General features: G+C 43.4%; 20 protein-coding genes. 9 read left to right on the top strand and 11 right to left on the bottom strand.

The window, feature by feature from the left end; genetic code table 11:
• Window positions 1-136: 136 nt before the first annotated feature.
• The 6 genes from J6I44_RS19510 to J6I44_RS19535 all read right to left on the bottom strand — a co-directional run bounded on the left by J6I44_RS19510 (window position 137) and on the right by J6I44_RS19535 (window position 5,643).
• Window positions 137-1,066, bottom strand: coding sequence for a hypothetical protein (locus J6I44_RS19510; protein ID WP_265767939.1), 930 nt, complete (start codon window positions 1,064-1,066; stop codon window positions 137-139).
• A gap of 663 nt (window positions 1,067-1,729) precedes the next feature.
• Window positions 1,730-2,491, bottom strand: a complete 762-nt coding sequence (locus J6I44_RS19515; RefSeq protein ID WP_265767940.1) for an SGNH/GDSL hydrolase family protein — start codon at window positions 2,489-2,491, stop codon at window positions 1,730-1,732.
• Between the two features lie 15 nt (window positions 2,492-2,506).
• Complete coding sequence (gene fbp, locus J6I44_RS19520) at window positions 2,507-3,538, bottom strand: class 1 fructose-bisphosphatase (protein WP_265767941.1); 1,032 nt, start codon at window positions 3,536-3,538, stop codon at window positions 2,507-2,509.
• A 75-nt stretch (window positions 3,539-3,613) separates the two neighbouring features.
• Window positions 3,614-4,213, bottom strand: a complete 600-nt coding sequence (gene coaE, locus J6I44_RS19525; RefSeq protein WP_265767942.1) for a dephospho-CoA kinase — start codon at window positions 4,211-4,213, stop codon at window positions 3,614-3,616.
• Window positions 4,213-5,332 (bottom strand): peptide chain release factor 2 gene (gene prfB / locus J6I44_RS19530; protein ID WP_265767982.1). Its coding sequence is split into 2 segments (ribosomal slippage): window positions 4,213-5,271 and window positions 5,273-5,332, totalling 1,119 coding nucleotides; the frame shifts between segments, so codons are not numbered across the junction. The genes coaE and prfB overlap by 1 nt, the downstream gene beginning before the upstream one ends.
• A gap of 83 nt (window positions 5,333-5,415) precedes the next feature.
• Entirely contained in the window at window positions 5,416-5,643 is a 228-nt protein-coding gene (locus J6I44_RS19535; RefSeq protein ID WP_265767943.1) for a hypothetical protein, read from the bottom strand.
• A 210-nt stretch (window positions 5,644-5,853) separates the two neighbouring features.
• Here J6I44_RS19535 and J6I44_RS19540 point away from each other — a divergent pair, with 210 nt between their 5' ends.
• The 4 genes from J6I44_RS19540 to J6I44_RS19555 all read left to right on the top strand — a co-directional run bounded on the left by J6I44_RS19540 (window position 5,854) and on the right by J6I44_RS19555 (window position 8,890).
• Complete coding sequence (locus J6I44_RS19540; RefSeq protein ID WP_265767944.1) at window positions 5,854-7,017, top strand: BtaA family protein; 1,164 nt, start codon at window positions 5,854-5,856, stop codon at window positions 7,015-7,017.
• Window positions 7,014-7,661, top strand: a complete 648-nt coding sequence (locus J6I44_RS19545; protein WP_265767946.1) for a class I SAM-dependent methyltransferase — start codon at window positions 7,014-7,016, stop codon at window positions 7,659-7,661. Before J6I44_RS19540 ends, J6I44_RS19545 begins: the two co-directional genes overlap by 4 nt.
• Before the next feature lie 45 nt (window positions 7,662-7,706).
• Entirely contained in the window at window positions 7,707-8,333 is a 627-nt protein-coding gene (locus J6I44_RS19550) for a tetratricopeptide repeat protein (RefSeq protein WP_265767948.1), read from the top strand.
• Between the two features lie 65 nt (window positions 8,334-8,398).
• On the top strand, window positions 8,399-8,890 hold the full coding sequence (locus J6I44_RS19555; protein WP_265767950.1) for a hypothetical protein: 492 nt from the start codon (window positions 8,399-8,401) through the stop codon (window positions 8,888-8,890).
• Between the two features lie 100 nt (window positions 8,891-8,990).
• On the opposite strand, the gene J6I44_RS19560 is transcribed toward J6I44_RS19555, so the two are convergent.
• Window positions 8,991-10,415 carry a Gfo/Idh/MocA family oxidoreductase gene (locus tag J6I44_RS19560; RefSeq protein WP_265767951.1) on the bottom strand — a complete coding sequence of 475 codons (1,425 nt, stop codon included), beginning with the start codon at window positions 10,413-10,415 and terminating at the stop codon, window positions 8,991-8,993.
• Window positions 10,416-10,862: 447 nt separating this feature from the next.
• On the opposite strand from J6I44_RS19560, the gene J6I44_RS19565 reads away from it, so the two are divergent.
• The 3 genes from J6I44_RS19565 to galE all read left to right on the top strand — a co-directional run bounded on the left by J6I44_RS19565 (window position 10,863) and on the right by galE (window position 12,739).
• Window positions 10,863-11,231 carry an acyl-CoA thioesterase gene (locus J6I44_RS19565; RefSeq protein ID WP_265767952.1) on the top strand — a complete coding sequence of 123 codons (369 nt, stop codon included), beginning with the start codon at window positions 10,863-10,865 and terminating at the stop codon, window positions 11,229-11,231.
• Window positions 11,232-11,276: 45 nt separating this feature from the next.
• Entirely contained in the window at window positions 11,277-11,630 is a 354-nt protein-coding gene (locus J6I44_RS19570) for a taurine dioxygenase (protein WP_265767953.1), read from the top strand.
• A 101-nt stretch (window positions 11,631-11,731) separates the two neighbouring features.
• Window positions 11,732-12,739 carry a UDP-glucose 4-epimerase GalE gene (gene galE, locus J6I44_RS19575; protein WP_265767954.1) on the top strand — a complete coding sequence of 336 codons (1,008 nt, stop codon included), beginning with the start codon at window positions 11,732-11,734 and terminating at the stop codon, window positions 12,737-12,739.
• Window positions 12,740-12,863: 124 nt separating this feature from the next.
• Here galE and J6I44_RS19580 read toward each other — a convergent pair whose 3' ends face one another.
• From J6I44_RS19580 to J6I44_RS19590, 3 genes are all read right to left on the bottom strand, one after another.
• On the bottom strand, window positions 12,864-13,628 hold the full coding sequence (locus J6I44_RS19580) for a hypothetical protein (RefSeq protein ID WP_265767955.1): 765 nt from the start codon (window positions 13,626-13,628) through the stop codon (window positions 12,864-12,866).
• A 51-nt stretch (window positions 13,629-13,679) separates the two neighbouring features.
• Window positions 13,680-13,868, bottom strand: a complete 189-nt coding sequence (locus tag J6I44_RS19585) for a hypothetical protein (RefSeq protein ID WP_265767956.1) — start codon at window positions 13,866-13,868, stop codon at window positions 13,680-13,682.
• A 71-nt stretch (window positions 13,869-13,939) separates the two neighbouring features.
• Window positions 13,940-15,175: a glycosyltransferase gene (locus J6I44_RS19590; RefSeq protein WP_265767957.1), complete on the bottom strand. Its 1,236-nt coding sequence runs from the start codon at window positions 15,173-15,175 to the stop codon at window positions 13,940-13,942.
• A 208-nt stretch (window positions 15,176-15,383) separates the two neighbouring features.
• Here J6I44_RS19590 and J6I44_RS19595 point away from each other — a divergent pair, with 208 nt between their 5' ends.
• Together J6I44_RS19595 and J6I44_RS19600 are read left to right on the top strand one after the other, a co-directional pair.
• Window positions 15,384-16,052 (top strand): C40 family peptidase, encoded by a 669-nt coding sequence (locus tag J6I44_RS19595; protein WP_265767958.1) that lies wholly within the window; start codon window positions 15,384-15,386, stop codon window positions 16,050-16,052.
• An 89-nt stretch (window positions 16,053-16,141) separates the two neighbouring features.
• A complete protein-coding gene (locus tag J6I44_RS19600) occupies window positions 16,142-16,507 on the top strand; it encodes a DUF3127 domain-containing protein (RefSeq protein WP_265767959.1) in 366 nt (121 codons plus the stop codon).
• 18 nt (window positions 16,508-16,525) lie between these two features.
• On the opposite strand, the gene J6I44_RS19605 is transcribed toward J6I44_RS19600, so the two are convergent.
• A complete protein-coding gene (locus J6I44_RS19605) occupies window positions 16,526-20,323 on the bottom strand; it encodes a hydantoinase B/oxoprolinase family protein (RefSeq protein ID WP_265767960.1) in 3,798 nt (1,265 codons plus the stop codon).
• Between the last annotated feature and the right edge of the window lie 203 nt (window positions 20,324-20,526).

Consider the following 20,526-nt stretch of genomic DNA (forward strand, 5'->3'; position numbering starts at 1 on the left):
TTGCCTAAAACCACCTCTTTATCGGGATTTTTTTAAATGGAATCCCTCCATTTGTGGAAAAGGTGCATCTTAGTTACCCTTTTTAACACTTTTATTTGACTCTTAGCTAAGGGTATGCGCGGGTTAGCCGTACTTCTTAGTTTGAGCCATTGGAGTTAGATCTATCACCACCTTTTTCATCTTCGTTTTCTTGCTCTTCCTTTATACCTGAAAGTTTTGGAATATCCTTGATGTTACTTTGTTGGACTCGAGGAACTGTTATTGATTGCTGAGAAATATAGTTAAATGCTTTGACGGCATTTTCATATGCATCATCTAAGTTGGCAGCAATTGTAACTACGGCTGCCAAAACCAAAACTGTTTGAGAAACTTTTGAAACAATTTTATTCCAGGAAGGCTTTCCTTTATCTAATTCTCTAGTTACATCGTCTAACTCACTGTGTAGTTTTTTAATGACTTTTTCAGGAATATTTGGATCTTCATGCAATGACTCTTTTATATCATCGATGAGTCTTTTTAAATACTTTTTTGAAACGTTTCGTGGATCATAGTAGTCTTCTACGACAAAAACGTCTTCATCTGAATACCACCACTCTTTAGCTTCTCTTGATGCTGCAGCACATAACCCCCCAATTCTAGCTAAAGCTGTTTGAATTTCTAACAATAATTGTTTCGTGAGAGGAACTGTGCCTTTTTCAGGAATTTCAATTTTATGAGAAGGGCTTAAAAGTAATTTTGAGAATGTTCCTCTTGGAGGTCTTCGCAATCTTCCATCAATCATTCCAAGTTTTACTACATTTTGAGAAAGGTTAAGTTCCGATTCTATCTCAGCTATTTTTTCAAATAATTTTAGGCTAAAAACTTCAACTATATTTTGTATAGCATAAAATACTTCTTCAAATCTTATGAGAAGATTTTCTTCATCTTCTATAGAAAAGTTATTAGGATTAAAACAGTTTGAACAGTGAAGCATATATCTTTGTCCAATCTTCAATTTACCATGAAGCTTTCGGTCAGAGCTGTTTGCTTCTAAAAGTTCCTCAAGTTCTCCCTTTTCAAATTCCATCAGATAATATCAGTTTCATAATTTTGATTTGATGAGTACGGCTAACATATAATTAAGCGGAATCCCGTTTCAGCACAACTTCCATATAATATCGGGGTTTGTCCAGTTATTTATTGTGAGGGCACATTGGGCGTATATTATCAGGAATGATGACTTCCTGATAATGTATCCAGATAAGGTTATCTGAAAAAGAGATCTTTTTCTCTTGCAAGATCACAAGCAGCTCATTTAGGGCAGTTTTAGGCACAATCAACTCAAATCTTGTGACTGGGCTCATTCATCGGATGACAACCCCAGTCATCCGATGATAGTTTAGAACCTATCATTTTGAGGGAGCTCTGCTCCCGCTTTTTTATTCAGGTGCAGAATTCATTCACAACGGTAAATTTCTTGGTCTCTACTTCAAACATCTAAACTGAAAAGAATTGGATTAACGAATAACAAGTAAACGCGTTGTGCGGTTGAATAAACATATAAAACAAGGATATGATCTCTCATCGGGCGACTGGGTTTGTCGTCCGGTGAATAAATCAAGGGCCCCTTCACTCATCCGACTTCAACCCCAGAATTCGGATGAGAAGGCCGCTTTTAGGATCATAATATGCCATAAACCTTGTTAAAAAAAACACATAACGCGGGAACAGCTAACAAATAACCAAGAAGTCACATCTTATTTACGGTCTGTAGCCATGCCTCGGCCATCAGCTGCGATCCAGCCAGTGACGGGTGCACGCCGTCGCCCGTCCAATAGGTGGGTTCTACCTCTTTGGAAGCTTCATCAAAAATCGATTGATAAGGTATGAAGCCGGCTTCAAAATCCCGGGCAATCTCCTTCGCCACCTGTTGGTAATCTTTGAAATCAGGCATCCACTCCTCTTCACTAACGGCAGATCCTTCCAAAACCACGAAAGGTTCGCCGATCACCAGGGTGACATCCGGCAGCTGCTCTTTAGTACGGGTAAGCAGCGCTCTGAGATCTTGTTCATAGACCTCAACTGTGCCGTCATAATCGTTAAGCGTATGCCAAAAGTCATTAACGCCAATCAAAATACTTAACACATCCGGCTTAAGCGCTAAGGCCTCTTCCTGCCAGCGGTCGGCCAGCTGAAAAACTTTATTACCGCTGATTCCGCGATTATAGCATGAAATGCTGCGGGCTGCCAGCGTATGACGAAGCTGGGCCGTAGCCAAAAAAGCGTATCCACCACCCAGCCCCTGGTTGGCTCCATGGTTTTCCTTATCCCGGCCGGCATCTGTAATTGAATCTCCTTGAAAAAGAATGGTGGCATTCTCTTCGATGATATCAAACTTTTGGGAACCTGCCGCATCATCTTTCCAAGATCCAGAAGGCCAAATTGTAGCCCCTGTAGCTCCAATCGTTGCGGTGGTAATGGCTTGCAAAAAATTCCGTCGGGTATAATCCATGGTCATTGCTTTATATTAGGAGTTAATCGATTCGGGGGCATATTCATCCAGAAATTCCTTAACCTTCAATACGTTCTGTTTCGATCCGATAAAAATCGGGGTACGCTGGTGGATTGATTCCGGATTAATTTCCATAATTCTACCCTCACAATCAATGGCCATTCCGCCGGCCTGCTCAATCAGGAAACTCAGCGGGTTGCACTCATACATCAGCCGTAATTTGCCATTCGGATATTGACTGCTATTGGGATAGATAAAAATGCCGCCGGTAATTAAGGTGCGGTGTACATCTGCCACCATCGAACCAATATAACGGGCCTTATACGGCCGCTTGGTGGCGGGATCTTCGACCTGGCAATATTTTACATATTGCTTTAATCCCTTATCCCAGGAATGGTAACTCCCTTCATTGACGCTGTAAATGGTTCCGTGGTCGGGTATTTTTACATCCGTATCTGAAAGTATAAATTCCCCAATACTGGGATCAAGCGTAAATAAAGAAACACCAAGTCCGGTCGTGTAGGCCATGAGCGTACTGGATCCATACAAAACATAGCCGGCTGCCACTTGCTTAACGCCCGGCTGCAGGGCATCATCTTCGGAGAGCTCATCAGAACCCGGCTTTTTACGCATGTAGATAGAAAAAATACTCCCAATGGATACATTGACATCAATGTTTGAGGACCCATCCAATGGATCGAGATAAACAATATACTTTCCGCCATCATTGTCCAGCTCTACGATGCCATCATTCTCTTCGGAAATAACCATACACGTTATTTCGGATCGATTGAGAGCAGAAATCAACTGCCGGTCGGCAAAGAGGTCGAGCTTTTTGACGGATTCGCCGTGCACATTGGTACTTCCATCCTCACCTAAAATATTGGTAATACCCGCTTTGTTGACCTCTCTTGATATAATTTTCGCCGCTAATCCGATGTCTCGCAATAACTGTGACAGCTCTCCGGTAGCCCCGGGAAATTTATTTTGAGCCTGGATTATGTATTCCTCCAGGGTAATAACGCGATTAGTTTTACGATCTACCATAGATAATCCCTTTCATTATGTGTGTTTTAAAAATTTATCTTTTCGTGGATCTTTTTTCCAATCGATTAGTGTATTCTAATCGCCGGACTGAAAATGTTTTAAAAAAACGTTCCTTGCTTTTTCCCTGAGCTCTTCGAGGCTGCCGTCATTGTATATTACGATATCCACGTTATCCGTAGCCTCAGAAAAATTCCGTTGGGCCTCTATACGGTCCAACACTTTTTGTGGACTGGTTTCATCACGCTCACTCACCCATTGCAGGCGCCTTTCCTGATCGGCTAAGACCAAAACCAAGAGATCCAGTTCATCCAGATGGTTACTTTCGAGCAGCAATGCCGCCTCATAAACACCAATGTTATATCCATTCCGGGCGGCCTGCTCCATTTTAGCTTTCATGGCTTCCGGCATGCGGGGGTGGACAATAGCATTAAGCTCATCCACTCGTCCCTTTTGGAAAGCCTCCCGGGCCAGATAGTCTCGATTCAACTGGCCATCTTTTGTATAAGATAGCTTCCCAAAAGTTTCAATGAGCTCTGCTTTTATCTCTTCATTAGAGATCATAAGCTCTTTGGCCAGCTTATCTGCGTTGAGCACATAGGCCCCCAGATCTCTCCAGACTTCGCAGACGGTACTTTTACCGCTGCCTATTCCCCCGGTAATTCCAACAATGATCATTATTCCGTTTTATCTGTAGCTGAAATGGAAAGTAAATACTGGTTGATAAACTCCTCTATTTCACCATCCATTACGCCATCAACATCCGAGGTCTCATAATCCGTGCGGTGGTCTTTGACCATATTATAGGGATGAAAAACATAAGACCGGATCTGTGATCCCCACTCAATTTTACTTTTGGAATCCTCCAGCTTCTGCTTTTCACGTTCCTTGATCTGCTTTTCGAGCTCATAGACTTTAGATTTCAATAGCACCATCGCTTTTTCACGATTTTGCAGCTGAGAACGCTCCTGTTGACATTCTGCAACAACCCGCTCGGTAGAACCGTCGGAAAGCTCGCCTTCCCAAATCAGGCGAACCCCCGTCTCAACATTATTCACGTTCTGCCCGCCGGCCCCACTGGAGTGAAACCGCTGCAGCTCAACATCGCTTTCATTTACAGCAATTTCGATACTATCGTCGATGACGGGCGATACAAAAACCGAACAAAAAGAAGTATGCCGGCGTGAGTTGCTGTCGAAAGGCGAAATGCGCACCAGTCGGTGTACACCACTTTCCGCCTTTAAAAAGCCATACGCAAACTCACCACTAACTTCCACCGTGGCACTTTTGAGCCCAGCAACATCACCTTGCTGATATTCAATGTTAGACAGCTCAAAATTATTTTTCTTTGCCCATTGGGTATACATCCGGTACAGCATTTCTGCCCAATCCTGGCTTTCCGTTCCACCGGCCCCGGGATTGAAGGTCATAATAGCGTCCCGGTGATCATCTTCACCACGGAGCATATTTTTGAGTTCAAGGGCTTCCAGCTTAGCCTCAAGCTGCCGTATTTCGCCCCTTAGTTCGGCTTCAACGTCTTCCCCTTCCTCCATAAATTCCTGGTACACCTGAATACTGTCCCGAAGGTCGTTGAGCTTATCCCATTCGGCAACCATGTTCTTTTCATGGTCGAGTTTTTTCATTATCCGGCGAGCCTCATCGGGATCATCCCAAAAATTAGGATCTTGCGTCTGTTCTTGTAGCTCTATAATTCGAACTTTTCGCTGTTCATAGTCAAAGATACCCCCTGAGCGCATCTACACGCTCAAATAATTCATTCAAATGGTCGCTGTTAATAGCTGTAATACTCACGGTGCTTCCTCTTTAATTTCGTTTTAATTATATGGATGGAACCTGACAAAGTTAGGATTCTGAATAATTTACCGACCTAACTTACCCAAAACATATCCAACTGCAATACCACTGATAAAAGCTATGGATACTCCCTGTTCTGGATGGGACCGCACATAACGACGGGCTTCTCGATAGTCTCGATCTATAATCTCTTGCAACGCTTTACGTTCTTGCTGCAAACGCTTGATTAAATGTTCGTACTTTTCAACCTGATTCCCGGGGATTCCCGCGCGGTTCTTGCTATCAGATGCCATAAGGAAATTTCTTTAGTTTCATTGAATATGTTCAAAGATACAAATTTCATTGGGGATTACACGACCAAATTTATCGCATTAATTTATATTGCCAAGCGGGCGTCTAAGTTGAAAGCATAAGATGAATCCAATCAGATGAGCTCCTTCTTTACAGAAAGTTTACAATTCATTCATATAGAATACACATCTGTTTTATAGATTTTCGATTCTATGATTACGCTCTCAAAGATAGTAGAAAATTTACAGGATCGGCTGTTTAACTCAGTCGTATCCAATAACTTAGTCTATAACACCTGCTGGGAAGATCCGCGACTGGATCGTAAGATGTTGCAACTTAATAAAGAAAGCAATGTAGTTATGCTAACCAGTGCAGGGTGCAATGCGCTGGATTACCTGCTGGATTCCCCGCGCCACATTCACTGTGTGGATGTCAATCCTGCTCAAAACTATCTGCTTGAGCTTAAAAAAGCACTGTTTACAAATGGCAACTACTCTTTGCTATGGGATTTCTTCGGCGAAGGACAAAAAACGGGTGCTGAAGTCGTTTATCAGCGGAACATACGACCACTTTTACCTACAGCCGCTCAAGAGTATTGGGATAGCCACATAAGCTATTTTACGCCCTCTCCTACCGAGCCCAGCTTCTATTACAAGGGGACCTCTGGCAAAATTGCCCTTATGGTTCGCAATAGAATACAACGAAAAGGACTATATAACAATGTATTGCAACTCCTTAACGCTCAGTCAACTAAAGAGCAGGCTTATTACTTTTTCGAGATAGAGCCGCTTCTGTGGAATGGCTTTCATAAATGGCTTATAAGTCGAAATGCTACGATGAGCATGCTGGGAGTGCCGGCCGTACAGCGTAAAATGATTGAGCAAGAATATGATGGCATTTTCAATTTCATTCGCCAATCCATTCAGCGGGTCTTTACACAACTACCCATCCACGACAACTATTTTTGGAGGGTTTATCTGACAGGCTCCTATGCCCCTGATTGTTGTCCCAATTATTTAAGCAGCCAGAACTTTAAATATTTGCAGCCAAGAGTCGATCGTATCCATACCCACACCTCTTCCCTAATTCAATTCTTAAAGCATCATCCGGATACGTATTCCCATTTTATATTGCTTGACCACCAAGACTGGATGGCCGATGCTAAACCAGATCTGCTTGCAGAAGGCTGGCACCATATATTGAACAATTCATCCCCTGGTACTCGTATTTTATTCCGTTCTGCGAGCCCCTCTGCCGACTTTTTACCTCCCTTTGTTAAAAAACATATATCCTTCAAAGAAGAACTATCTTCTAAACTGCATCCTCAAGATCGAGTAGGCACCTACGAAAGTACGCACTTAGGTATTGTCCAATGACAAAATCTTCATCCTCTCATACCACCTCTACTTCTTCTCAGCAAAGCCAGAAGGTTGAAGCATATTATCAGCTTCATGCTCAGATTTATGATGCCACACGCTGGAGTTTTCTTTTTGGCCGGGAAAACCTGCTCGACAAAATTCCCGACCTGCCCTCCCAACCGCATATCCTTGAAATTGGATGCGGCACAGGCAAAAATATGGAACGCCTCAGCTACCATTTTCCTGATGCCAGTATCGTGGGCATTGACCTGTCGCCGGATATGCTGCAAAAAGCTAAAAAGCGATTAGGATCTACAAAAGATATAGAATTAAAACTTGGTCAATATGGCAAACAAAGCTTCAATTACGATTCATTTGACTTAATCCTCGTATCCTATTCACTGACCATGTTTGACGACAACATTGAAGACGTTTTCGAACAAATTTGTAAGGATCTAAAGCCCCAGGGATACATCGCAGCCGTTGACTTCCACACCAGTCCCTTTAACTGGTTTTGCAAATGGATGGAAATGAACCATGTTGATTTTAGCGAGCAACTGTTTTCGCTCTTTAAGAAATATTTTTCGCCTTCCGATATTGAACTAAAAAAAGCCTATGGCGGACTGTGGACCTATTTTCAGTTTGTCGGCCGGCAATCTTAGTTTATGCTATGAGAAAGAAGAGATCTTTTCATATTTTCCCTCCCTATGGAACAGATCAAACAACAAATAGACGAAATAAAGGAAGAACTTGAGGAAACACCCCAAAATGCTGCTCTACTTAATGAGCTGGGCATTGGTTACCACATGTTGGGCGAATACGATAAGGCTGTTCAGGCGTATCAGAAGTCATTGAGCCAGAACTCTCAAGACGTTAGAACCCATTTCAACCTTGCTAATACCTTTTTTGAACTCCAGCAAATTGATGCCGCCGTCAATCATTATTTAGATGCTCTTGACATCCAACCGGATTACGTTCCGGCTCTCAATAACCTGGCTGATATTTATGAACTCGCTGAAGAGCCCGATCGGGCGCGCGAGTTGTTTGAATATATCACCAAGATAAGACCAGACGAGGCCATGGGCTACTTTAACCTTGGCAACCACCATCTGCGCCACAATAACACGGTAGAAGCGGGACGGTGCTACAAAAAAGCGATCGAACTGAATCCGGATTTTTACGAGGCCTACAACAATATTGGCTATATGCTCAAGCATCTCGCACAGTACGAAAAAGCCATTTCCTATTTTGAGCAATGCCTTACAATTGAACCCTCCTATCAGCCTGCAAAGAAAGATTTGCAGGAATGTCGCCAGGCACTTCAACAATCGTAGTGTGGAACACAGCTTACATTCTTGGCTATAAAGACTTCGTAAATCATTAACCAAACGAAGTTATTATGAAGAATGCTACGAAACGATTAGTGTTAATTGCCGTCTTATTTTTAGCTACAACATCATCGTTTGCCCAAAGCAGACCAGATGAAGGTACTGTAGGCTTATCTGCTTCAGTGCAGAGTAGTCAAACAAATATTAAAGTCCCCATTTGGGTTTCTGAGGATATCGTAATCGCTCCCCTTGTTGGTCTCACCCACCAGGATGATAACTTTACGTCTATCAATCTTGGAATTAATCCCCGTTTCTACCAATCGCTGGGCAACGATTTTGCTACTTACATCGGTGTGCAAGGAATTTTACAGAATACTTCTTATGATAGCGATGTAGATGATGACGATTCGGACTTCCTTATCGGAGCGACCGGTGGAGGTGAATATTTTCTTGATGAACACTTTAGCCTGGGCGTGGAAGGACAATTAAACTTCCTGCTGGATGATAGTGACAATAACTCAATTTTTACGGCCACGGCCCTGACAGGTACATTCTACTTTTAATAATGTAATTCTACTCTCATTTAAAAGCCGATCCCCATTAAGGATCGGCTTTTTATTATTCACTATATGACAAGAGGTTACAGCAATAACCTAAAATAAATTAAGCATCTCTTGTAGGATGTGGTTTAAACGAAGTAAGATCTTCTATTCGAACAGGCTGCCCACTTTTTATACTTTTACGGGCCGCAATACCAATTAAAATCGACATAGCTCCATCTCTGATACCTGCGGAATGCTCCAGGGGATCAGCCATATCCGGATCACGGAATATCTGGTTCTGCAGTCGCACATCACCACCTCCATGTCCGCCGCTTTCCTGCTGTACTTTTATATGATCATATTCACCTGCAAAATTATCCATGACCATGATCTCTTCGTAATTAGCCGCTTCTTCACGCTCTTGCTGCGACATTTCCTGGGCATGCAGCTCAGCCTGATTTACTTTCTCCGTTTCCCTCCAGGGGATACCATGCCAAGCATCAATCCTTCCATCAAAGCCATTAAAAGCAATTTCCATACCCTCATAAGGTGAGTAGGTAGTTAGAGAATAGGTAACCTGCACATCATTGGCATATTTTATTTGTACCGACATCTTATCATAGATATTAATCTCATGTCTCCACAGGCAATTATCGCGAATGTATCCATCATGTTCTTCGTTCGCCACATAAAGATCCATGTAGGTATCATTATCGGTGATGTCCCAATAAAAATCACAATCATTTTGGTGAGGACAGGTTCGGCATTTATTGCCCCGGAAATCATTATTACTGCCATAATGTTCCAAAGCGCCTTCCGCATATACCTCTACAGGATCGGAATCGAGCCACCAGTTAAGCAGATCAAAGTGGTGGGTGGCTTTGTGTACTAAGAGCGTACCGCCGCTGGCCTCAATACCGTGCCATCGCCGAAAATACGAAGCGCCGTGATAGGTATTTAAATACCAATGGAAATCGACTGAAGTAATCTTTCCAACTCGTTGGTTTACAAGCATTTCTTTTAACTTCGTATGGTGCGGACTATAGCGGTAATTAAAGCCCACAATTAAATCAGCTTCTGACTTTTCTTCTGCATCCAGGATAGCCTGACACTTCACTTCATCAGTCGTCATCGGCTTCTCGGTAAGTACATCCACGCCACGCTCAAGTCCATTGATGATAAACTGATGGTGGGTGGCATCTACGGTTGTAACAATGAGCATATCTGGGTTGGTTTGGTCCATCATCTCATCAAAATCCGTAAAAGTGGGGCAGTCGGCACCAATATAATTCTTACCATATTCAAGCCGGCCCGGGTTGATATCACAAAGTCCAACAAATTCTGTGATATCTCCATATCGCTCTCGTACGGTTTTGCCCCAGAATGTAATTCCACGGATACCGGTTCCTACCAGTGCAATTCGTTTCTTTGCTGTTCCAAATGCTTTTTTGCCTAATGCTCCCACAGGATTAGCCAGCATGGTACCGGCCATAGCTCCTGAGGTTTTTTGTAAAAAATCTTTGCGAGAAATATTGCTATAAGACATATAATTATCCCTTATCGAGGTTTTGTTAACAATCTATGTTAGATCGTATCCCTATGTTACCGTTTGATGACAACTTACCTGAGGAATGCTTTAGAAAGGCGGCCTTGCGCAACAGAACTTGTCGTAATTTTCTGTTGATTCGGCTGTAACTGTCAAAACAACACGTAACAAATGCTAAATACGTAATTAACAGATGGAAATACAATTAGAACGATTCTAAATACATGGGGTACTTCCCTTTTCGATGATGTGCCCGCCCCCCTAACGTTCTCTTTGAATTGCCCCCTTCCCTTTTAAGATTTTAGACATCACCTAGCTATTACCAATTCATTGATAAACTCATTTCTGATGCTTCAGTCCTATACAACTTGAATCACTTTCGGGTAGGTAATATCCCTGAGAAATGCTTATAATTTGGGCGAATAAAAATTCAACTTTAAGATTATTATGCGATTTTATAGCAGAAAGCTCATTAAGCCCGAAGACCTTAATTCCAACGGTACACTTTTTGGAGGATCCGTTTTGAGCTGGATTGATGAAGAGGCCTTTATCTTTGTGACTTGCCAATTAGATAAGGGAAATGTAGTCACAAAGTATATGACAGAGATTAACTTTGTGAGTTCAGCCGAGTTGGGTGATATTATTGAAATTGGGATGGAAACTATTAAATTTGGGAAATCATCCATCACTATTCGCTGCGAAGTTAGAAATAAATTTACAAAAGACATTATTATTAAAATTGACGAAATTGTCTTTGTACATCTTGGAGAAGACGGGCGACCTGCTCCCCATGGCGCTACAGTCCCTCAAAATTAGGAATAAATTCAAAACCTAATTGATAATTCACTATGGTCTTGTCCTATGTCCTATAAGTATATTGATCCGGATAAAATATCGGAAATGCTCTTTGGTGATGATAGCTATATTGTTGAATTTTGTGAAGCTGGCATTACATCCTTTAGTGAATTCAACGAAAATTTTTCTACTCATCTGCTGAATCGCAATATGAAAGAGCTCAGGAATGCCGGCCATAAAATTAAACCGGGGGCACAGATGATGGGAGCGGATGAGATCGTTGATGAATATACAAAAGCCCGCACCATGCTTGAAGATAATGCCTCTACAGAAAAGCTTGAACAATCAGTTCAGGCAATGGACGCGATTTGCTCAGCTATTCTTGAAGAGCTGAATACCTTATCCAAGGAGTATAAATAGCTTACTGAAGCTCAACTGTTTGTAAAAAACAGGCTTAAATCGTATTTCACAGGGCAAGATACAACAGAATCTTAATCTGAATTTAATTTAGTTAGTTAAAAATGAAGATTTTAGTCACAGGCGGAGCGGGGTACATCGGGAGCCATACAGTGTTAGAACTGCTCAATCAGGGCGATGAAGTTATTGTTATTGATAACCTGAGTAATAGCAAAGAAGAGGCCCTTGATCGTGTCGAAGATATTACTGGCAAGTCGGTCACCTTTTATCGCACTGACCTGTTGGAAAGAGAAGCACTAAACAAAATTTTTGCTCAGCATGATATTGATTCAGTTATCCACTTTGCTGGCTATAAAGCCGTTGGTGAGTCGGTCTCCAAACCTCTTTCCTACTATCACAACAATATAACGGGCACCCTGTACCTTTGTGAAGCGATGCAAAGGCATGGGGTTACTGACTTGGTTTTTAGCTCATCTGCGACGGTATATGGCGATCCGCATAAAGTACCCATCAAAGAAGATTTCCCGCTTTCTGCTACGAATCCCTATGGACGAACGAAGCTTTTTATCGAAAAAATTTTGCGAGATTTACATGTAGCAAGTGACCATTGGAATATAGCCCTTTTACGTTACTTCAATCCGGTTGGGGCACACAAAAGCGGACGTATTGGAGAAGACCCCAATGATATTCCCAACAATTTGATGCCCTACATAACACAAGTGGCTGTTGGTAAACTTGAACAACTATCGGTCTTTGGCGATGACTACCCCACCCCTGACGGTACCGGCGTACGTGATTATATCCACGTAGTTGACTTAGCTGTTGGGCACTTGAAAGCTCTTGATAAATTAAGAGAAAATCCGGGCGTTGCAACCTATAACCTGGGAACAGGGCAAGGCTACAGCGTTTTAGACGTAGTAAAGGCATTTGAAAAAGCCTCTGGCCAGGATGTGCCCTATCAAATTACAGCGCGCCGTCCCGGAGATATCGCCAGTTGCTACGCCGACCCCTCCAAGGCCGAAGAAGAGTTAGGTTGGAAAGCTAAGCATAACCTTGAGGATATGTGTCGCGATTCCTGGCGCTGGCAGTCTGAAAATCCCGAAGGGTATTAGCAGGTTGCAGGTTGCAGGTTGCAGGTTGCAGGTTGCAGGTAAAAGCTGGGTATTCCGAATCACCGAGTCAAGAATTAATTTCAACACTTCCAGCATCCAACCCCTAACTTCTAACCTCCAGCTATCACTGCTTGATAAAGGTTGTTTGGTCTACCCCGGTATTGCCGGTTCTTGGATCAAATCCATGGACCGTTATCTGGTAAGCTCCGGATTCTTGGGGAGTATATTCAGCCTCAAAAGTGCTCGTTTTACCCGTAAAATCCATCGGTATTTCGCTAACTTCTTGCCCACCCTTTGCAATGGTGGCTACGAACTCCATTTCATTACTGTCCCATAACCCACCCGGTTCAATCGGGCAACCGCACATCATAACCACGTTGGCAGTGATTGTTATAGTATCATTACTATTTCGTTCGTGTGCCTGGGGTTGTAAAATATCAATCGCAAAACCGGGCATCTCCATAACAACGCCATCCCCCGTAATATCTTTACCGGGAATCAGCCAAAGTTGAGTACTTGCTGTTATAGCGGACTGTTTTTGTGCCAATGGTCCTCGTGCTGTAATGGTAACAAAAGTAGGTTCATTAAGCGTTAGATGGGCTTCAAATTTTGCGGCGTCCTCAGTATGCAACTCGCCGTATCGCTGCTGGGGATTACTCACCAATCGGTTGGTATCTCCCGTGGAGCCTTCTGTTGTACCTTCAGCAAGTATCTTTCCTGTTTCTGTTTCGCTGATTACAATCGCTACTCCCCCCATGGACGAACCAATGAATTTAGCATCTTTGGCTTGGGCACGTACGACCACTGAAGTAGATTCCTGTGCTACCCCATTTCCAACAAAACACAGCAACCAGAAAAGTACCAAAATTGAACATTTGACATTTATCATAGCTTCCTCTTTTTGATTATAAATTATTTGTAACCAAGCTTTATTACCTTACTACAATACTTCCCAAACCATATAAATGACAGCGGCTGATCCACCGACTAACAATACGATTATTGTATAAGCTTCGAATGTACCGCTCCCTCCCTTTTTGAGCGCTGTCACCATACCACTAATGGGTACTTTCCAAAGCCAAAAGAGAGCTAACATTCCAATGACCAAGGCTGCAATAAGTATCGCCATAGGATAATCTATTTAGCAAATTTGATATCCAACAAGCTTTAATATAAAAAAATCACGGGACGACCTACTTTTTATGACCGATTCTTTTCTTCAATCCATTTCGACATGTACCGGGTGCTGGCCATAGAATGGTGCATGAGCATACTTCCAATAAAATTTTGTTTTCGGTGATCATCTAAATTCTCTAGGATTTCGTTTATGGTATCAGCTAACTTGGATTTAAATGCTTTGTTTGCAAAACGCTCATTTATGATCCGCATGCCTTGCCATTGTGCTTTATCCCAAGCACTTTGATCCTTATACAGCCTAATCGCTTCTGCGGCAAATTCTTCAGCCTTGTTGGCTATACTTCCGGCCCACTCCATATTTCCTGCGAGTCCTTCAGCACCAATATCCGTTGTTACGTTGGGCGTACCACAGCGCATTGACTCTACCAGCTTACCTTTAAGACCTGCCCCAAAACGCAGTGGTGCCAAACTTAGCCGTGCTTGCTCAACCACTTCTTCAGCATTATTGGCCCGACCTTCAATAAAAAAGCCATCCTCCGGTTTGTGGATATCCCAAACCTTTTGCGAGGGATAGGCCCCATAAATATGGACCTCAGCATCAGGCATTTTTTGACGAATCAACGGCCAGATATCCGATCTCAGATACGTAACGGCATCCCAGTTTGGAGGATGACGAAAATTACCAATCATCACAAAATGATCCCGCTCTTTATAGGACGGCCTCTCCTGTAATGTGGACTGTTCAACTGATTTTAAGAGAAACGGAAGATACTGGATAAGAGAATGATCAACCTTAAATACCTCCTGCAATAGCTCCATCTCGAACTCCGAAATGATAAGCGACAGATCACAGCGGTAGATGCTGGCAATTTCGCGCTTGGCTACATCTGCTGCGAGCAAATCTTTTTTATGAAATATGCTACCCTCTTTTACGGCCTGCTTTCGACATCTGCGCAGGCTGTGGAGGTCTTCGGTATCCAGGATACGTACTGCATTAGGGCATACCTCGGCTACCCGCCAGCCGAACTGTTCTTCAACCATAAACCGATCAAATAGTACCACCTCCGGCTGAAGTTCTTTAGCAAAAGCGTCAAAAGTTGAACTGTTGATGGCAACCTCTCGGCAATCGACACCATTTGCTTGTAGGTCAGACATAAAGTCGGTTTTAGCTGCTGATGAGGCAAAAGTCACCTCGTAATCCCAGGATTGGAATAGTGATATTAGCTGCATCATACGTCTGCCGGCTGCCGAAGAATTAGGCTCTGGCCAGACAGAACCAATAATTAATAGCGTGCTCATAAATAGAAAAATTCAATTTTATCAAAAAAATTTGTAAGTATTGATGTCATAAAAGGTCTTACTATTAGAAGAAGGTCTAAGATTCGTTAACAATTTGACAAAAGTATGCTGGGGATTAATAAATATAGGGATTATTCCTCTGAACGCATCCATTTCTTATCGTTCTAATTAAACCGAAAAGAGAAACCTCTAACATAATCTAAAAGCCATGGAAAATTTATTAAAAATAGCTTCAGGAGAATTGGGTATAACAGAAATAGCGGGTAGTACAGATAATGAACGAATTCTTCAGTACGCTGAAGATATTGGCCAAACCTGGATTAATGATGATGAGACGCCCTGGTGCAGTATTTTTATGAACTGGGTAGCCTTAAAGGCAGGATCAGAGCGCTCTAATTCAGCTGCAGCCAGATCCTGGTTAAATGTGGGGTTTTCGGTAGCAAATCCAGAGCCGGGAGATATTGTTGTTTACTGGCGGGGCCATCCCGATTCTCACCAGGGACATGTGGGAATTTTTATGGGCTTTTCTAATGATCATTCCCGTATTTATACGCTTGGAGGTAATCAGAATAACGCCGTCTCTATATCTGCTTACCCGGCCGACCGCTTGCTCGACTTCCGGAGGTTAAAACACAAAGGAGATATCGAGCTTGAAGACAAGATATTAAAAAGAGGCGACCGTGGACAAGCAGTGGTACAATTGCAGGATGCACTGAAACTTGCTGATTTTGATGTTGGGACTTCCGACGGCATTTTCGGTCCCAAAACGGAAGGGGGCGTCAAACAACTTCAATCCACTAATTTTGACCTGGAGGTGAATGGAATATTCGATGAAAGCAGCAGAGAATTTCTGCTGGAACTCCTTAATTCTGAATAAAATTATTATCCGTTTTTAATATTGCATAGCAGTTTTAGAGGCCTTATCCTTCGGCAGACAATATTCTATAATCAGGCTTTATATCACCGATGGATCTGCAAATAAAAGGCACCGTTAAGCAAATCTTAGAAGAACAATCTGGTGAGGGCAAAAATGGCCCTTGGCGGAAGCGCGACTTTATCCTGGAAACTGCTGGGCAATACCCCAAAAAAATCTGTATCACCCAATGGGGCGACAGTATTGATCAGGCAAATGTGCAGGAAGGTGAAGACATCATTGCACATATCGATATTCAAAGTCGTGAATACAAAGGAAACTGGTACACTGATGTTAAAGCTTGGAAAGTAGAACGTGGCGATAGTAATCCGGGAGGCGCGCCACAGGACAATGTACCTTTTAATGATGAAGAACCCTCTATCGATCTTTCTGCCACCGACGATGATATTCCATTTTAGTGGAGGTATCTGGTAGCACTATTTATCAGGATGGCCGAACCCGCCACCGCCAGGTGTTTTAAGAATGAACCGATCGCCTTTTTGTAGGTCCCGGCCATCAATGGGGGCTAACTTTTCTTTGGATCCATCTGCATAATGGACCCATTGCTCTCCAGCAGCTCCGGCTTCTGCTCCCTTTAGTCCATAAGGTACTTCTAATCGATGTTGGGTCAATACCGTCAGTCTGACCGATTCAAGGAACTCAATCTCCCTTATTATGCCATTCCCTCCCCCGTATTCCCCTTCTCCTCCGGACTCATCTCGAATCGAATAACGCCTCAGCCGAACGGGATAGCGATACTCCAGAATCTCTGGATCGGTACCCTTGGTGTTTGTCATATGATGATGAACAGCATCGGCCCCGTGAAAGCCGGGACCTGCCCCCGTCCCACCTCCTACGGTTTCATAATATCCAAAATAATCGTTCCCAAAGAGCACATTATTCATCGTTCCCTGGCTACAGGCGACTACTTCAAACGGTTTGAGCAAGGTATCCACTAAGCGCTGGCTCACCTCTGTATTCCCACCAACTACCGCTGGACACTGAGCCGGATCCTGGTCAAACTCCGGATTTAAAAGACAATGAGGCAATACAATATCAATTGGTGCCAGTATACCTTCATTGAGAGGTAACGGTTCATTAATCAAGAGTCGCAGCACATACATCACCACACTATTGACAATAGCGGGTGTAGCATTCAGGTTATGTGGATGTACGGCTGAAGTGCCGGTAAAATCAATTTGCATCCGATTCTTCTTTACCTGAAATCGAGCTTTCAATTGATTCCCATCATCAAGCAGCTCTTCGCTCACATATTCCCCATCGGGAATATTGATCAGCGTGTCTTCCATTTTAGAATGTGCATGCTGCTTGAGCGCTTTCATATAGTGGTGGACTTCGTCTAATCCATACTTCTTGGCTAATGCTCTTAACCCTTCTGCGCCCCGATGGTTTGCAGCCACCGCTGCCTGGAGATCCGCCATATTTTCTTCCACATTCCGGCTGGGATACGTGGCCTCCTTCAAATGCTGCTCAATGTCCTGCCACTTTTCTTCTCCTCCCCTGATAAGGTACATTGGAGGAATTACGACCCCTTCTTCAGCCAAATTTGTGGCCATTGGGGGCATTGATCCCGGATCTAAACCCCCAATTTCCGCATGATGAGCCCGACTGGCGGCATAGCCGATACACTGCTTATTTTTGGTAAAAACCGGCGTCACCACTGTTACATCCGGTAAGTGCGACCCGCCGTAGCCCGGATGATTAGTAACCACAACATCTCCGGGTTCCATGGCTATAGTCTCCATTAGGCGACGAACACATAATCCCAATGCGCCCAGATGAACGGGGATATGCGGAGCATTGACGACTAATTCTCCTTCCGGATTAAGTAGCGCGCAGGAAAAGTCCAGTCGATCTTTTACATTCACCGAAACGGCCGTTCGCCGAAGCATCTCTCCCATTTCTGTAGCAATGGTGCTAAATCGATTGGTAAAAAGTTCCAGTCGCGCAGCTTCTGGCCTTTGTTCAAAACCGGTAGTGTTGTCCGTAGCATCAAAATTTAAAATCAATGTATCTCTTGCATCAACTGCGCCCTTCCAGCCCGGCTCAATGACGATAGTGCTGTGCGGATCTAAAATAAGGGCAGGCCCTTGAATACAGTCACCGACTGACAAATGATCTCTAATAAAAACAGGGGCTGTTCTTTTATTTCCGTTAAACCAAATGGGCTTGGTAAAAGCCGGAACAGGCCAATTTTGCTCTCCTGCCAATGGAATAGTCTCCTGCCTGTCCTGAGTTGTTGATGCTACCACCCGCACAGATTCCAATTCTACAGTCCGGCCAGATACCCAATGACCATACTGCTTGATATAGCATGTACGAAAGCGATGTGCCAAATCATCACCAGCACTAAATTCTACATCAAGGCTACTCTCTTGCCCCTGAAATCGTAAGGAACATATTTTTCTGCGCACCCCAATCTTTTGATCTCTTCCAACAGTAGCATATAGCTTTTCTGTTGCTCGGGTTGCCAGCTCCTCGATCATGCCTTCAACTGATTCATAGACTTCTGACAATGGTTTAAGAACCTGTCGTTCAGCGAACTCTTCAATCCGGGCATGCTGCAAGCCTTCTGCACTAAGCAGCCCTGCTTCTACGGGAATAACTATATTCTTCATACCCAAATGACGGGCAATGGCACATGCATGTTGACCGCCTGCCCCTCCAAAAGAAGCCAGCGCATATTCATGGGCATCATATCCCTTTCGAAGGGAGATTTTCTGAATAGCATCTGCCATGCGCTCGTTGGCAATATCAAGGAAACTTTGCAAAACTTCTTCCCGGTGAATAGTCACCTCAGAAGCTTTTCGCAACTTCTTCAAAATTTGCCGAAACTTCTTATCGGCAGCCTCAGCAATAAGTGGAATATGAAAATTTTGGGGATCCAAACGTCCCAATAATAGGTTTACATCGGTAATAGTAAACGGACCTCCAGCACCGTAACAAGCCGGGCCGGGATAAGCCCCCGCGCTTTCTGGGCCTACATATAGTTTGTGTCCATCATAACCACAGATTGAACCTCCTCCCGCTGCCACGGTTTCCACATAGAGGCTGGGAGCCACTAAATGGGCCGATCCTACCTGGTGTTCAAAAACATATTCATACTCTCCATTGTAACGGGCTACATCCGTACTGGTCCCTCCCATGTCAAAAGAGATAATTTTGTCAAAGCCGGTTTTCTCGCCTTCAGAAGCAGCTCCCACTACCCCGCCTGCGGGACCGCTCAGCAGACTGTCTTTGGGATCGAACTCCTGGCTTGTGGTTAGCCCACCGGCGCTGGTCATTACCATCAAAGATCCCTCTTGCATGTGTGTGGCCACATTATCCAAATAACTTTGAATAATGGGTTCCAGATAAGCGTTTACGAGTGTGGTTTCCGCCCGGGGTATAATGCCAATAAAGGGGCTTAGCTCTGAAGATACGGATACATTGGAAAATCCTTTATCCATGAGCCATTTCTTTAGCTCTTGTTCGTGAATATCATTTTTATGACTGTGTAACAGGGCTACAGCCACCGATTGAATATCTTGTTGAGAGAGCCTATCAATTTTGGCTTCCAGGGCTGTTAAATCAATGCGTTTGAGCACCTCGCCTTCTGCTGATAAACGTTCAGGCACTTCTATCACTTCATCATAGATAGGAGGAGTTTTCTCAACCCGAAGTGCAAATAAGTTGGGTCGCTGCTGGTTACCGATGGTCAACAAATCGCGATACCCTTCTGTTACAAGCAGGATTGTTGAACCTCCTTTTTCTTCTAATAAAGCATTAGTCCCCTTTGTAGTAGCTAATCGTAAATCCATGGGTGGCAGAGGCCGACCTACAGGTGTTTCTGTTATCAAACGCGTGGCCAAAATGGGTGCTTCCTCTTCTGTTTTAACTTCAAAAGAGACAGCAGCAATACTTCCTGTTTCTTCAAAAGGCTCGTCCAGTTCAATGATGGCTTCCTCGGCATGATAGGCCGTTACCTTTCTGGTTATTTCCGGATTGTCGAGTAAAGAAAAATGGAAGCCTCTGATAAAGCCATCCGGTGCCTCCCAATCTTCTTTAATTTTATATTTTGCAGTTCCGCGCCGCTCTACAATTTTTCCTCTTAATGCACTGCTACTTAAAACCTTGACTTTTTTTTGATTTCCATCCGGTGTGACAGCAATACAGTCAGTAAAAGTACCGCCGGTGTCGATATAAATAGACCAGGGTTTCTCAGAATTATTCATGAAGGGTTTGTATAGATACTTAGCTTGAAGTACCTAACTTATGACTATCAATCAAAAAGTAAAATATTTTATATAAAAGATATGGTGAGGCTTTATTATTATGGCATAACACTCATTCACCCACAGATAGTGAATCCAAACAAGAAAAATATTTTACCCCCTTCTTATTTCAGCCGAAGAGTCCGGTTAAAAAAAGTATGAAT

The organism is Fodinibius salsisoli (assembly GCF_026229185.1).
Taxonomy (GTDB): domain Bacteria; phylum Bacteroidota; class Rhodothermia; order Balneolales; family Balneolaceae; genus Fodinibius; species Fodinibius salsisoli.

Coding starts and splice junctions, on each gene's coding strand:
- J6I44_RS19555 (WP_265767950.1), top strand. CDS start 8,399: ATGAAGAATGCTACGAAACGATTAGTGTTAATTGCCGTCTTATTTTTA.
- J6I44_RS19590 (WP_265767957.1), bottom strand. CDS start 15,175: ATGAGCACGCTATTAATTATTGGTTCTGTCTGGCCAGAGCCTAATTCT.
- J6I44_RS19540 (WP_265767944.1), top strand. CDS start 5,854: ATGATTACGCTCTCAAAGATAGTAGAAAATTTACAGGATCGGCTGTTT.
- coaE (WP_265767942.1), bottom strand. CDS start 4,213: ATGATCATTGTTGGAATTACCGGGGGAATAGGCAGCGGTAAAAGTACC.
- J6I44_RS19550 (WP_265767948.1), top strand. CDS start 7,707: ATGGAACAGATCAAACAACAAATAGACGAAATAAAGGAAGAACTTGAG.
- J6I44_RS19565 (WP_265767952.1), top strand. CDS start 10,863: ATGCGATTTTATAGCAGAAAGCTCATTAAGCCCGAAGACCTTAATTCC.
- J6I44_RS19510 (WP_265767939.1), bottom strand. CDS start 1,066: ATGGAATTTGAAAAGGGAGAACTTGAGGAACTTTTAGAAGCAAACAGC.
- J6I44_RS19595 (WP_265767958.1), top strand. CDS start 15,384: ATGGAAAATTTATTAAAAATAGCTTCAGGAGAATTGGGTATAACAGAA.
- J6I44_RS19605 (WP_265767960.1), bottom strand. CDS start 20,323: ATGAATAATTCTGAGAAACCCTGGTCTATTTATATCGACACCGGCGGT.
- J6I44_RS19560 (WP_265767951.1), bottom strand. CDS start 10,415: ATGTCTTATAGCAATATTTCTCGCAAAGATTTTTTACAAAAAACCTCA.
- J6I44_RS19545 (WP_265767946.1), top strand. CDS start 7,014: ATGACAAAATCTTCATCCTCTCATACCACCTCTACTTCTTCTCAGCAA.
- fbp (WP_265767941.1), bottom strand. CDS start 3,538: ATGGTAGATCGTAAAACTAATCGCGTTATTACCCTGGAGGAATACATA.
- J6I44_RS19580 (WP_265767955.1), bottom strand. CDS start 13,628: ATGATAAATGTCAAATGTTCAATTTTGGTACTTTTCTGGTTGCTGTGT.
- galE (WP_265767954.1), top strand. CDS start 11,732: ATGAAGATTTTAGTCACAGGCGGAGCGGGGTACATCGGGAGCCATACA.
- J6I44_RS19570 (WP_265767953.1), top strand. CDS start 11,277: ATGTCCTATAAGTATATTGATCCGGATAAAATATCGGAAATGCTCTTT.
- J6I44_RS19585 (WP_265767956.1), bottom strand. CDS start 13,868: ATGGCGATACTTATTGCAGCCTTGGTCATTGGAATGTTAGCTCTCTTT.
- J6I44_RS19600 (WP_265767959.1), top strand. CDS start 16,142: ATGGATCTGCAAATAAAAGGCACCGTTAAGCAAATCTTAGAAGAACAA.
- J6I44_RS19515 (WP_265767940.1), bottom strand. CDS start 2,491: ATGGATTATACCCGACGGAATTTTTTGCAAGCCATTACCACCGCAACG.
- J6I44_RS19535 (WP_265767943.1), bottom strand. CDS start 5,643: ATGGCATCTGATAGCAAGAACCGCGCGGGAATCCCCGGGAATCAGGTT.